The 13,701-nt window shown below is 31.8% G+C and carries 15 protein-coding genes; 2 read left to right on the plus strand and 13 right to left on the minus strand.

The genetic code is table 11. The features are described 5' to 3' along the window. Nucleotides 1-97: 97 nt before the first annotated feature. Nucleotides 98-1,348, minus strand: coding sequence for a PQQ-dependent sugar dehydrogenase (locus tag OEW78_RS00775; protein WP_300322799.1), 1,251 nt, complete (start codon nt 1,346-1,348; stop codon nt 98-100). Nucleotides 1,349-1,471: 123 nt separating this feature from the next. Between OEW78_RS00775 and OEW78_RS00780 the strand changes: the two genes are divergently transcribed. Beyond that, the gene (locus OEW78_RS00780) at nt 1,472-1,813 is read left to right on the plus strand and encodes a hypothetical protein (RefSeq protein ID WP_300322801.1); all 342 of its coding nucleotides are present in this window, start codon (nt 1,472-1,474) and stop codon (nt 1,811-1,813) included. A 35-nt stretch (nt 1,814-1,848) separates the two neighbouring features. Here OEW78_RS00780 and OEW78_RS00785 read toward each other — a convergent pair whose 3' ends face one another. The 6 genes from OEW78_RS00785 to bioA all read right to left on the minus strand — a co-directional run bounded on the left by OEW78_RS00785 (nt 1,849) and on the right by bioA (nt 8,118). Next, complete coding sequence (locus OEW78_RS00785; RefSeq protein WP_300322803.1) at nt 1,849-2,499, minus strand: hypothetical protein; 651 nt, start codon at nt 2,497-2,499, stop codon at nt 1,849-1,851. A 91-nt stretch (nt 2,500-2,590) separates the two neighbouring features. Continuing rightward, the gene (locus tag OEW78_RS00790; protein ID WP_300322805.1) at nt 2,591-3,700 is read right to left on the minus strand and encodes a redoxin domain-containing protein; all 1,110 of its coding nucleotides are present in this window, start codon (nt 3,698-3,700) and stop codon (nt 2,591-2,593) included. 7 nt (nt 3,701-3,707) lie between these two features. Next, nucleotides 3,708-4,436 carry a cytochrome c biogenesis protein CcdA gene (locus tag OEW78_RS00795; RefSeq protein ID WP_300322807.1) on the minus strand — a complete coding sequence of 243 codons (729 nt, stop codon included), beginning with the start codon at nt 4,434-4,436 and terminating at the stop codon, nt 3,708-3,710. Nucleotides 4,437-4,622: 186 nt separating this feature from the next. Next, nucleotides 4,623-5,765, minus strand: coding sequence for an aminotransferase class I/II-fold pyridoxal phosphate-dependent enzyme (locus OEW78_RS00800; RefSeq protein ID WP_300322809.1), 1,143 nt, complete (start codon nt 5,763-5,765; stop codon nt 4,623-4,625). Continuing rightward, complete coding sequence (gene bioB, locus OEW78_RS00805) at nt 5,740-6,717, minus strand: biotin synthase BioB (protein ID WP_300322811.1); 978 nt, start codon at nt 6,715-6,717, stop codon at nt 5,740-5,742. Before bioB ends, OEW78_RS00800 begins: the two co-directional genes overlap by 26 nt. Nucleotides 6,718-6,789: 72 nt before the next feature. Then, the gene (bioA, locus tag OEW78_RS00810; protein WP_300322814.1) at nt 6,790-8,118 is read right to left on the minus strand and encodes an adenosylmethionine--8-amino-7-oxononanoate transaminase; all 1,329 of its coding nucleotides are present in this window, start codon (nt 8,116-8,118) and stop codon (nt 6,790-6,792) included. A 62-nt stretch (nt 8,119-8,180) separates the two neighbouring features. Between bioA and bioD the strand changes: the two genes are divergently transcribed. Next, nucleotides 8,181-8,864 carry a dethiobiotin synthase gene (gene bioD, locus OEW78_RS00815; RefSeq protein ID WP_300322832.1) on the plus strand — a complete coding sequence of 228 codons (684 nt, stop codon included), beginning with the start codon at nt 8,181-8,183 and terminating at the stop codon, nt 8,862-8,864. A gap of 4 nt (nt 8,865-8,868) precedes the next feature. Here bioD and OEW78_RS00820 read toward each other — a convergent pair whose 3' ends face one another. The 6 genes from OEW78_RS00820 to OEW78_RS00845 all read right to left on the minus strand — a co-directional run bounded on the left by OEW78_RS00820 (nt 8,869) and on the right by OEW78_RS00845 (nt 13,580). Beyond that, nucleotides 8,869-9,417, minus strand: a complete 549-nt coding sequence (locus OEW78_RS00820) for a hypothetical protein (protein WP_300322816.1) — start codon at nt 9,415-9,417, stop codon at nt 8,869-8,871. Beyond that, complete coding sequence (locus OEW78_RS00825; RefSeq protein WP_300322818.1) at nt 9,417-10,811, minus strand: hydroxymethylglutaryl-CoA synthase; 1,395 nt, start codon at nt 10,809-10,811, stop codon at nt 9,417-9,419. Before OEW78_RS00825 ends, OEW78_RS00820 begins: the two co-directional genes overlap by 1 nt. A gap of 111 nt (nt 10,812-10,922) precedes the next feature. Beyond that, complete coding sequence (locus OEW78_RS00830) at nt 10,923-11,627, minus strand: DsbA family protein (RefSeq protein ID WP_300322820.1); 705 nt, start codon at nt 11,625-11,627, stop codon at nt 10,923-10,925. A 23-nt stretch (nt 11,628-11,650) separates the two neighbouring features. Beyond that, entirely contained in the window at nt 11,651-12,472 is an 822-nt protein-coding gene (locus OEW78_RS00835; protein ID WP_300322822.1) for a hypothetical protein, read from the minus strand. Nucleotides 12,473-13,040: 568 nt separating this feature from the next. After that, the gene (locus OEW78_RS00840; RefSeq protein WP_300322824.1) at nt 13,041-13,343 is read right to left on the minus strand and encodes a hypothetical protein; all 303 of its coding nucleotides are present in this window, start codon (nt 13,341-13,343) and stop codon (nt 13,041-13,043) included. Nucleotides 13,344-13,391: 48 nt separating this feature from the next. Further along, nucleotides 13,392-13,580: a hypothetical protein gene (locus OEW78_RS00845; RefSeq protein ID WP_300322826.1), complete on the minus strand. Its 189-nt coding sequence runs from the start codon at nt 13,578-13,580 to the stop codon at nt 13,392-13,394. Between the last annotated feature and the right edge of the window lie 121 nt (nt 13,581-13,701).

Below are 13,701 nucleotides of genomic sequence, written 5' to 3' on the forward strand. Positions count from 1 at the left end.
GGTTTTGGTATGTATATGACGATCTGTAAAAATTCCAATATTCCAATTAATTGTTAAAAATAGATTTTCTTTAAAGTAATTTTTAAACTACTGATCACTATTTTTTATTTTTCAATTTTGTGTATATGAAAAAACCAATTAGTATGGAAAATAAACTCAATCCTACATATACATAAATTTCTTCAACATATGCTCTAGTCTCTTGAAAATCTATTGTACTTGATTCATCTAATGTATTATTTTTAGATGTATCATTATAATCTAAAGGAATAATTCTTAGAATTTTATCGTCTCCTACTTTGGGAATTCCTCTACTGTCTTGATTGCTAGTAAGAATATACAAAAATCCATCTGGACCTGTCTGAACATCTCTTAATCTTCCAAATTCATTTTGAAACAATTTTTCGTGTGATATTACTATATTATTTTCTAAATCAAAATCAATCATGTGAAGATGGTTTCCACGTAATGTTGCAATAAAATATTTTCCTTCCCATTGTGGAATTTTATCCCCATAGTAGAATTCAGAACCTGATGGTGCCCATGTATCTTCTCCGGAATGTAGAATTGGACTTTGAAGATGTTCTTTTTTTTCATCTCCAATAACGTCTGGCCATCCATAATTTTTGCCTGGAATTATTTGATTTACTTCATCATGAGCAACCCCTCTCCAACCTGATGGTCCGTGTTCTGTAGCAATCAGATTTCCTGAATCATCCCAATCGATTCCTTGAGGATTTCTATGTCCTATAGAATAGATTGGAGAATTTTTCCATGGGTTGTCATTGGGAATTGTTCCATCTGAATTAATCCTTAAAATTTTTCCTCCAAGTGAATTCAAATCTTGTGATAAATCTGGATTGCCTGCTTCTCCGGTTGTAACGTAAAGTTTTCCATCAGGACCAAACTGAATTCTTCCTCCATCATGAAAAGGACCACCGGGTATTCCATCAATCAATATTTTGTCTTCAATCAGTATTCCATCTGAGTATTGATAACGAACAAGTTTGTTTGTTGTTGTTAAAAATTCACTATAAGTGTAATACAAGTAAATGTAATTATTTTCAGAATATTTTGGGTCAACTGTGACTCCTAACATTCCTCCTTCTATTCCTCCCACATTTAATGACAGAATAGGTTGTTCTAACAATATTCCATGCTGAATAATTCTAAGATTCCCATTTCTTTCTGTAAATAAAATGGTTCCATCAGGTAACCAATCTATACTCCAAGGAATTGTTAAATTATCATATACAACCTCAACTTTTACTCCTAATTCAGGATATTCTTGTCCAAATGCAACAGGAATTAGGGATAACAACATTAAACTCAATACAATTTCTTTCATTGTTCTAATGGCTGTCATTTTACATTAAATGTTTGTGACATTACAAACATGACGAAAAATGATCATGTTTTGTTAATTCTCCTTTAGCAGGATTCTCTTAAAGTATGGTGTGGATGAATCATTATGGCAAAACCTACTATTGAATTATCTGTATCTAAAACACCTACAGATATTGAATTAAAAAAATTAAAAGAATATTTCAAGGAAATGCCTATAGAAGAAATTCTTACCGGTCTGAAATTTGCAAAAAACAGATGGTCTGCAAAAGATGCAGGTACACTAAAGGTTGGAAGAAAAAGCATTATTCAGAAAGAAGTACATTCAGTTACTACTGAGCAAGCTCAGTGGAGATTAAAAAATTGGAAAATGATGATTGCAAATTATCGTAGACGTGGATATAGCTATCCTACAATATCTAGAATCAAGAAAATTTTGATTCAAAAAAGTAAAAAGAAATCAAAGTGATTGTTTTCTTTTATTTTTATTTACAGAATGATATTCTAGATGAAGATATCTGTCTTTTTCTCAACAATTTGACGTTTGAGTGAATCTGGAACATCTGGGATTGAAGATTTTGTTTGTCCTGCAATGACACTGTGTGCTTCTTCTAGAATTGCTAATGTGTCTGCATTTGTTTCTGGAACCATACTCATACTATCTCCAATACCTACCGAGGATCCAGACATTACATCACCAAGAATTTGTGACAAGTCTTGCATTGATGCATTTGCTTCTGGCATAATTCCACTCAATGATGGACTTAATCCCTTGATGATTGACATACATGGACTGAGTGTAACTACTACGTCTCCTAATTCTGAAACTGTGTCTAGTCTAAGTTTAACTTGTTCCATGGATAGTTTTGCTCCACTAACCATGTTCTTCATTTTTCTAACTTGAGTTAATTCTCCTGCATATGCTTGTGCATAGCTTGGCTTGTTATTTCTTTGTGCATTAACAATTTTTTCAAAAATTACGTCATGTTTTTTCTGTAATTTTTCATTAATTACTTCTAATTTTGAAATCTGAAATTGTAATTTTTTTTGCGCAAGATCAATCTTATTTTTTAATGGTTCGTCAGGCTTTACCCTTCCCATTACTTTCTGAGATATGCTTATGCCGTCAGTTTTGTTCCAAGAGTTACTAATCATACTTTAATCCAAAATATGGTTGAATTTTTTGTTTTAAAGAGATTTGTCACTCTAGATGGTGTAACTGGAGTTACAACATGGTATAGTTACACTATCCAAAGGTAAATGTGAATATCTGGAAATCTTTTCCTTTGACATTAATCTCCAACAAATGAGATGCACTAGAATTACTAGATATGATGTTATACAAACCTGCATCTGTTACTTTGACAAAATTATCTTTCATGATGTCATTTCCTGAATATTCTTTAGGTAGCGGAATACCGTCTAGAAATATTTCCAATTCTGCATTATTTTCAGTTACTATGTTCACTTCTTTTGCATTGTATAACAATTTGATAGATCCTACATCTGATGCTAATTTCATACTGTCTTCATAATTTTTCCATAATCCGACAGGATAGAATTTGTGTAATTCTATGTTGTCTGGTTCAGAATATGAAACAGTTTTTCCTGGTTGAAATCCTTCTTCACTTCCTAGTTGATTTCTGTTTTGTGCAAATTTATATCCAAAATACAATTCTGGTGTTCTGAATATAGAGTGTTGAAATTCTTCAATGTCTACAAGGGATGATTTTGATTTTAGATCAATCCCTGTTGCCATAGCTCTTTCTTCTAGTAATTGCTGAATAACTTTCTCTGTCTCTTGATATCTTCCTTCTCCAATGTGGTCATATCTTAGAAATCCTTCATGGTCTGCGATATATTTTCTTGGCCAATATTTATTTTCAAAAGCTTTCCAAGTTTTCATATCATTATCCATTACAACAGGATAAGTAATTCCATATTTTTCAATTGCCATTTTTATATTTTCAGGATTTTTTTCAAATTCAAATTCAGGTGAATGTATTCCTATAATTAGCAATCCTTGATCAGAATATTTGTCATTCCATGCAGTAATGTATGGCAATGTTCTGATACAGTTGATGCAACTGTATGTCCAAATGTCATACAAGACAACTTTTCCTTTCATTTCTTTGTTTAACTCATCTTGTCCAATGTTTAGATAATTTGCAATTCCGACTAATTCTGGAGCCTTTTTGAATTTAGACTTGTCAATACTAGAAAGAGAGTTAATGTTCTCGAAGACTGTAGATGACTCTACTTTTTGATCAAGTGATGAAAAAATCATTCCTGCCATGACTAATCCTGCAGCAATTATTAACCCAAAAATCAAACCTGTCTTAATTTCTGAATTCATAGTATCATCATAGTAGTACTAATTTGTTAAGAAGTGGAAAATTTGCAATATAAGCAAGTTGATTTGTAAATACTAGAATTCCCAAAATGATGATAAATGAGCCTAATATCACGTTGTAATATTTCAAATGTCTAGACATTGAACGAATGATTCCTGTTGCTCTTGAGAAGAAAGTTCCTATTATGATAAATGGAATTCCTAGTCCTAAAGAATATGCAAGTAGTAAACTAAATGAAATAGATGGTGTCGTTGCAGCCAAAGTGAGAATTGTCCCTAGAATTGGACCTACACATGGAGTCCATCCTGCAGCAAATGATAAACCAAAAACAAAAGACATTGGATAACTAGACTTTGAATTTTTTGGAAAGAATTTTTTCTCTATGTTCAATGAATTAATTTTTGTAGAAAGTAGCAAAAATATACCAAACGATACAATGATGATTCCTCCTATCGTGTTAAAACTTTCAATAAATTCTCCTGCAGTGCTTGAAAGAACACTGTTGATAATTACTCCTAATATTGAGAATACGATTGAAAACCCTAAAACAAAAAATATTGTATTTAGAATAATGTTCACTCTGTTAATGTGTAGAACCGTACCGTTTTTGGAACTTAATTCTGTTAAAGTAGTTCCTGATATGTATGCAAGAAATGCTGGGATCATAGGTAAGATACATGGCGCAACAAAAGAACCAAGGCCTGCAAGTAGTGCCACTAGTATGGTAATCTCAGTCATATCTCCCCTTTACAATTTTTCTTTTAAAGGATTATTCCACATCTTGATTCAATCCATTTTTAACTAAGGTGTCTTTATTTTTAACATGAATAAGCGATTCATTATTGTTGGAATTGTTTTGGGCATCATAGTTGCATTTGCAGTAATAATAGGTTCACCTGCAATTGGTGGCTTTGATGCTATGCGTTAATCATAAAATTTTAGATGCCCCTTTTCAAAAATACTCAATGCTTTCTCAATATCTGCATTTGATAACCATGCCGTCACTGATACTCTTAGCCTAGCTTTGTTCTTTGGGACTGTTGGGTATCTAATTGGCTGTGCATGGACTCCATTATCGAACAAAAATTTGCCAAATTCCATGGCTTTTTTTTCATTTCCTATTATAATGGGAATTATTTGAGAGTGAGAGTTTATTTCATATCCAATTTCTTTAAGGCCTTTTGTGAGTTGTTTTGTATTTTTTTCGAGTATTTTCTTTTGTTTTTCTCTGTTGGATTGAAATCTCTTGAGCGAATATTCTATCAAAAAGGAAGGCAATGCTGATGTGTAGATGAAAGATTTTGATTTGTTTATGCACAAATCAACGACGTTTCTTTGAGATGCGATATATCCTCCAAATGATCCTAACCCTTTGCTTAAACTGCTTATGTACAAATCAATTTGTTTTGCAATTTTGAAATATTCAGGAGTCCCTTTACCATCTTTACCTATCACAAAATCCCCATGTGCATCATCTACTATTGTTATTGCTTTTGATTTTTCTGCAATCTCTGTAATTTGTTTTAATGATGACAAATCGCCATCCATACTGAAAATACCTTCAGTTATTACAAACTTGTTTTTTCCTTTCTCTTTCATTTTTTTGTTCAAATCTTCCATGTCGTTATGTTTGTAGATTGAAACTTTTGCATCTGATAATTTGCATGACTCTATTATACTTGCATGGTTTAACTCATCGCTTAGAATCAAATCTCCTTTTTTCACAATAGTTGAAATTGCTCCAAGATTTGCCATATATCCTGTAGGATAGATTAAACTACTTTCTTGTGATTTGTGTTTTGCAAGTACTTCTTCCATCTTTTTATAAGAATCATCATTTCCTGAAATTAATCTTGAACTTGATTGTAATTGATTGATTTGAATTTTTGTTGTTGGAATCCCCAAGTAATCGTTTGAAGATAGGTTAATCAATTGTTTATTATTGATAGTTATTTTGGAACCTTTAGAAATTCCATATTTCATTTTTCTGTAAAGATTATTTTTTTTAAGAATTTCTAATTCTGAATCAACAAAGTTCAGTTTATGCTTTAAGGCCAATTCGCTCAATCATTTTAAGGTCTTTTTCAGCCTCATTTCCATTCATGGTGAGATACCCTGCTGTAATGATTCCATTTGCTCCACTTTGAAGTAATTCTTCGCCAGAATCATCCAGATTTGTTTCACGACCTCCAGAAATTTTGATCACTGATTCAGGTAATAGAAATCTGATCACAGAAAACATTCTGACGATTTCAGAATTTGGTAAGTCAACTTGCAATTCTAATGGCGTTCCTGGAACTGGAACTAAGATGTTGATGGTAACTTCTTCCGGATATAGTCTAGCTAACTCTAATGCTAACTCTAGTCTTTGCTCTCGTGTTTCTCCAAGACCAATTATTCCGCCAGTACATAATTCTAATCCTGCTTCTCTGGCAATTCTTATCGTCTTTAATCTATCTTCATATGTGTGCGTAGTACAAATTTCAGAAAACTTTGATTTTGCAGTTTCTAAATTATGGTTGTATCTTTTTACTCTGAGTTCTTTTAGTTTTTTTGCTTGTTCTAGTGTCAGGAATCCTAAACTGCACTCTACACTAATTCCTACCTTGTTGTTAATCTCTGTAATGATTTTACACACTTTTTGAAAGTTTGTAGGAGATGGTTCTCTCCATGCCGCAACCAGACAATATGATTCTGCACCTTCATCTTTAGCTTTTTGTGCTTTGATAACAACTTCTTCTGGAGTTGGTAATTGATATGACTCTATTCCTGTATCAAAAAATGCAGATTGTCCACAAAATGTACAGTCTTCACTACATGCATTTTTTTTAATGTTGTTTAATTGCTCAACGTCCACTTTATCTCCGTTAAAATCTCGAGTAATCTCATTTGCGCATTTTGCTAAATCTTTTAGATTTTCTTCTGGAATATCTAATAGTTTTTTAGCATCTTCTGATGATATGTGGTTTCCAGAAAATACCTTTTCTTGGCACTCTTTGATAAATTCCAGAGTATTCATTATTTTGATTACTATTATTCCATTTATAACAATAATGGAATGGTTAACCTTGGTTGATGTGAGGGTTAACAGTCAAACTACCTTTGATTTTGCGGATTTTATTGTCAGTATTGTTCTTTTCAGGAGTAAATTCAATTCTGATTCAGTTATTGCTAATGGGGGAACAATCATGACTATGTTTCCTAACGTTCTAAGATAGATTCCGTTCTTTTTTCCTTCTTCAAAGAATATTTTATTGATTGATTGTTTAGGAGATATGGGTATTTTTTTTGATTTGTCTTTGACTATTTCAATTCCCATGAGCATACCTTTGTGTCTAATGTCTCCTACAATGTCTATTTCTAAAATTTCACTGTAGAATTTTTTAAAAGTTTTAGATGTTTTTTGAATTTTTTTGATTAAATTATTTTTCTTGTACATTTTGAGATTTTGATTTGCTACTGCGGCTGCAATTGGATTTCCTGTATATGTATGACCGTGAAAGAGATGTTTCCAATCATTAAATTCTCCTAAAAATGAATTGTATATTTTTTTATTTGCCAGTGTTGCAGCCATTGTCAAATATCCGCCTGTCAGCATTTTTCCATATGCTACAATGTCTGGAATACTTTTTTGTTCTTCGTACTGTAGCATTGATCCTAATCTTCCAAATCCTGTTGCAATTTCATCCAGAACAAACAACACATCATATTTTTTACATATTTGACTAATTTTTTTCTGAAATCCTTTAGGATAAATTACAACTCCCCCTGCAACCTGTGCACCACTCTCCATCACAAACGCTGCAATGTTGTCTTTTTTTGAAAATCTTTTCTCAATCTTATCCAAACAAAAATTTTGGTAATCATTTATGGTTAATCCCTTTAACATACGGTATTTGTTAGGAACTGGGAATTGTATTGTTGTAAATAACTGTTTTTTAAATTTACCAAAAAATTCTGGAACATATCCTACAGACATTGCCCCAAAAGTATCCCCATGGTATCCATTTTCTAATGTGGCGATTTCTGTTTTCTTTTCATTTCCGATATTTTTCCAATACTGTAATGCCATTTTGATTGCAATTTCCATTGCAGATGAGCCGTTGTCTGAATAAAACACCTTGTGCATACCTGGTGATGTTTTTACAAGACTGTCTGCTAGTTTTTCTGCAGGCTCTGTTGTCAGATTAAATTGTGATGAATGCTGGAGTTTTTTACTTTGATCTGATATCGCTTTGATTAGTTGTGGATTTGAATGTCCCCATACGTTACACCACATTGATGCAACGGCATCTATCATCTTATTCCCATCGGAGTCTATTAGCCATATTCCTTTACCGTTAGTAATTTTATCAAAAGACTCCCATTCTTTCATCTGAGTGTTTGGATGCCAAACGGAACTTTTCAATAGATTTAGCATTGTTTTCAGTTCTTAATAATTAACCGATGCGTTAATCAATGATTGGTTGGGAATTTATTTTGTTGAAATCCCTCTTTATTACTGGAACTGATACTGATGTTGGAAAAACATACATCACTGCAGGACTGGCAGTTTCATTTCAAAAAATGGGTGTTGATGTCGGCGTAATGAAACCATTTGCAGCAGGTTCTGCTCAGAAAAAAGGTTACAAATCTGAAGATGTTGAAATTTTATTGCGCGCTGCAAATGCACTTGATCCTGAAAATCTAGTCAATCCTCAATTCTTTCCAATTCCTGCATCTCCATTTACTGCATGGAAGAATCTAAAAACAAAACCAAAAATTCCTTTAATTATTTCTAGTTTTAAAAAATTATCAAAACTTCATGACATGATACTAGTTGAGGGAATCGGCGGGATAATGACTCCAATTCTCAAAGAATATTATGTGACAAATTTGATCAAAGACATGAAAATTCCAACAGTAATTGTAACTAGAAGCAAAGTTGGTACAATCAATCATACTATTATGACAGTTAAGATGTGTGAAAAATACAAAATTCCTATAAAAGGAATCATAATTAATAATTTTGATAGCGGCTACCCTGTAAACGAACTGACCCGGGACTTGAAGAGTCTTACACAAGTTCCAGTTTTAGGCTCCATTCCTTTCATCAATGATATGAGTAACGCATCTTTAAGCAAAATTTTTCAAAAGAATCTTGATCTAAAATTATTGTTAAAATAGATTTTCATATTCGTAAAATCTTGAATTTATTTGAGCCGCCTACATTGCTGAATTTAGCTATTTCAAATACGATTTTTGAAAATGTATTGTTTTCTTTAGATAGTATGAATGATTTTCTTCCTACAGGAATATTCTCTGATAAAACTATCCAAATATTCTCTTTTTCTGTTTGAATTTTTTCTAGTTGGAGTATTTTATCATTAATTACCTTGGGATCTGATGATTTTGGTATACAAATTAACAATGTTTTCTTTGGATCTTTTTCCAAAGTTTTAATGTCTGGAACTACTATGTCGATCTCAATTCCATCATATTCTATTTTTCTTTGACTTGTAATCAATGTATTTGTTAGAAGATAATGCAGTAATCCTGTAGCTAAAATTCCAACTGATTCATCTTTTTTACCCATTGAAATTATTTTGTCATAACAATTTGCTGTCACATTCTCAATAATTTCATCAAACTTTTTTTCGCTTATTAGATTGGGAATAATTTCTGATTTTGTAATATATTCAAATAAATAATCCTTGATTGGATTTGATTCTTCTTCCATTATTCGTTATAGATATAACGTCGTTCGCCTCTGGATTCTTTCTCAGTGTCTACATGTACTAGAACAAACTCTTTATTTGAATGAACCATGGATTCTTCTGGGGATAATTTATTTTCATGTAATTCTTCATATTCCTCCCATGTCAATTGCCTTCTTTCACCAATCTCTGCTTCTAAATTCATGTTCTTTACAATTTCTTTGTATTCTGGTTGGACAACACCGCTGAACACCATTGCACTACTTCCACTACCATAAGAGCCAAACCCTATTCTTTTTCCTTCTAAATCAATTCCTTTTTGATATTCAAATTCTAAACTACTTCTAAATCCAAGATATAGAGATGCAGTATACAAGTTTCCAATCATGCTTGATGCAATAAGCGAACTGGATAATTTGGACTCGTACACTTCTTGATAAGCTTGAGTCTTTGTAAATAATTTTGTAAATTCATGATCTTTTGCCATGAATTCTTCATCTCCTAACACTGATTCAATTGTACCGCGTGGATCTTTTGGTCTTGGTTCTTCAATTCCTATTTCTTGCAATATTTTCTTCCATCTTGGTAATTGCCTCCACTCATGTCTAACTAAATATGCCAGAGCTTTCTTTCCCATGTTGCTATATGGCAAGTGCATGTTGATGTAATCCATATGGTCTAGAATTGTTTCCCCTGGTTCTATTTTGATTAATCCTGTTGAAATCACTTTTTTCTTATATGCTTCAAGTGCTTTTCTCACCTGAATCATGTATAGTAAATTGGAATATTGTCCATGAACTATTGGTGTTTCTTTTCCAAAAGGTCTGTAAAAATCATATTCGTCTTTAATTGATGTTGATGTTACTTTAGGATCAAATGCTAATAATCTTGGGTCATCATTCAATAACATGACTACTGCACCTGCACCCTGAGTCATTTCACCACTAGAACCCATGTCGTATTTTGCAATATCTGACACTACTACTAGTGCATGCTTTCCTTCTGCTTCTCCTGCTCTAATCCAATTTGTATTATCATAAAGAGCATATGAACCACTTACACAAGCAAATTTGGTTTCCACTCCTCCACAATGCTCAAATGCTCCTTGACCATAAACTTGCTCTAGCATGCCAATTACATATGAGTTCATTGCTTTTGATTCATCAAATGCAGATTCTGTTGAGACATATAGCCTACCGATATCTTCTGGTGAAAGTTTATTTTTTTGCATAATTCGCAAACATGCATTTGCTGCAAGACATGCAGGGTCTTGATTAGCATCTACAATTGCCATTTGAGAAACTCCTAAACCTTTTTGTAATTTTACTGGGTCTAGACCTCTATTTTTTGCAAAATCAGATGCATCAATATACAATCTTGGAATGTATATTGCGATGTCGTCTATACCTGCTGCCATAAGCTTGGCTCCGAGTTTGTACATTTAAGGATATTGGGTATATTCTAAATAACTAGGAAGGAAATTTCTGTACTTTTTTTGACAAATTACGAGTGATCTGATCGCAAGAATCTATTTTTTCAATTCATTCTCAAAAACTTTTTCAAATGTCTCAAAAGGCTGTGCTCCAAACAGTCTTGTTGTTTTTCCATCAGGCCCGATCACAAAAAATGCTGGTGTTCCAGTTAATTCCAGACTCCTTGCATCTTCATTACTTGCAAGTATTGTTTGTGAATGTAATCCCTCCAACATACATTCAGACCATTTGTCCATATCTAGTCCTATCTCTTGTGCAAATTTTCCAAGATTCTCAGATGATGCCCATCCATTATTTTCTCCTGTCCAATTAGAATACAAAATATCATGATATTCCCAAAACAAACCTTGGTCGTTGGCACAGTGAGCACCATGAGATGCATTAACTGAATCAGGACCAATGATGTTATAGTCTTTGAATATCATTTTCACTTTCCCTGTTTCAACGTACTTTTCCATAATGTCGTTTTCTGTTGAATGGAAGAAAACATTACAAAAGTGACATTGATAATCTCCAAATTCAATTAAAGTGATCGGTGCGTTTGGATTTCCGAGTATGGGGGAGCCATTGTCCACAAATGTATTGAGTATAATTTTTGCAGGTCCTACTTGTTGGACTTTGGGTGCAGGTTTGATAACCAGTTCTTTTTCATTTGATATTCCATCAAACCCTAAAAATACCACAAATATTGCAATTGATGCAATTCCAGCACCTATGACAAGAGAAGGTCCATGAATCATTACATTTTGAATATAACTAGTTTCTATAAACTATTCTTCTTCTCTTTCTTTGGTGTTTCTTTAGCTGGAGCCTCTTTCTTTTTTACTTTCTCACGTGCATCTTTTCTTTGTTTTTCTCTTTTTTCTAGAATTTTTTCAATGTTTGTCTTTATTCCTTTTAATTTTTCTTTAGATTCATCATCATTTGTTTGACCTATCACCCTATCAATTGCAGGTATTGCTATTTCCCATTTTTTTGAATCCATAATTTCTTTGATCGCTATTTTATGATGGATTTTTTGTATTTTATTCCCATTGGTTTCTTTGACAAGTTTTATTCCTATTTGGTTTAATAGTGCATGATATTCTTTTTTGGATTTTGTTTCTTTTACTGCATTTTCGATTAATTCTTTCTCTGTTTTTTCTGTATTCTGCTGTGATTCGTTTACTTCAAAAATTGATTTATTTTTAAATACTTCTGAAACAAGTTTTTTCTCTTGTATTGTTAGTCCTTTTTCTTTTTGGTATTCTTTAATTTCTTTTTTATATTTATTAAACACTTTTGTATATTCATTTGAAAGATGTTTGTACATCATGTCGATATATTCATCATTGCCGTCATTCAGATTGTTAATGTCTAACAACATATTTTTTATCTGATTAACTTCAAACGAAATTTTACTCATTGCATATTCATCAAATTTTGTATTATCTTTATTCAAATTAGATAGTTTTTCATCTACTTGAATTATTTTTTCTATAACTATGTGGTCTTCAATTGCATATACTTCTTGGTAACCATACATTGATGTTGCCATAATGGAACCTATTATCAGTACAAATACTGTTGATTGTAAATATTTCATTTTACAATAATATTACACACTTGTTTCCCATATTCAAGATGGTAATCTATTGTTTTGAATAGATCCATTTAGGAAAAATTTTCTATATCATGATGTTTTATTGGAATCAAAAATCACTTTATTTTTTATCCATAATGGAACTTATCATGTTGGAAAAAATTTCATATAGGATCATTTCAATTTGAGATGACTTATGTTTTTTTAAAAACAGTCTATACAATTAGTTTGGATGTCTCTTTTTTTTTAAAAATACTTTTGTGAAATATTACTTGTATGTCATATTGTTACAAACACTATGATGAAAGAAATTACAACAACTATAATTGATATTTTCATAAATGAAGACATGTTGTGTGGATAGCATGTCCTATCAATTATTGTTTTACCGTTACTATAATTTTGGCAAGTTTCCTGTTTTATCCAAATTAGATTTGCATACCTTACAATAAAGTCTAACTTCCTTTGATGGAAATTCTGAACCGCAATTTTTACAAGTATAAAATTTCTCATCATTCATAAAAGATCTTAAATCATTATGAACTTAAGAGTATTGATTTGTTTAGATCTCTTATCTTCCAGGTCTTCTAAACCCTGGTTTAATATTACAATTTGATACTGATGATTTTTGAAATTTTTTACATCTCGTATCATTATTTGATCTTTTAGAACCTTCCTCTTCAATTATGAAAACTTTTTTTACTGATTTTGAGGTTTTTTTATTTTTTAATGGGATGATGTTTGTTGGAGAGATTTTTTCTTTTCTGTTCTTTTTTGTTTTTTCATTATCATGTGTATTTTTTTTGGTCCATTTGATATTGTTTGCATTTGATGATGACTGTGCTTTGTTATAATCTCCCAATGATTTAACCATGATGATTTATTCTTGATTGTTAACTTAAGAGTATTAATATGACTAATTTTATTTTCTATTTGCATCCACTTTGTCTTTGATCATTTGCATAAAATCATGGCAAATTATTGATTCTTCAGTCATCTTACATATTATCTCATCATTTTGAAATTCTGAATCATATGTAGCTGCTATCACTATTTTATTACTCCACACCTCAAAATCCTCTTTCTTTTTTGAACATGCTAAGCAATTCATGAATTTTCTAAATTTTATATCCACTTAAGCGTGTTTACTATCAAACTAATCTAAATAAATGGGTTAGACATATCGATTTCATGAAGAATGTTTTTGTTAACGGCTACGGCTCGATTGGCAG

This window comes from Candidatus Nitrosopumilus sp. (genome assembly GCF_029882185.1).
GTDB lineage: Archaea > Thermoproteota > Nitrososphaeria > Nitrososphaerales > Nitrosopumilaceae > Nitrosopumilus.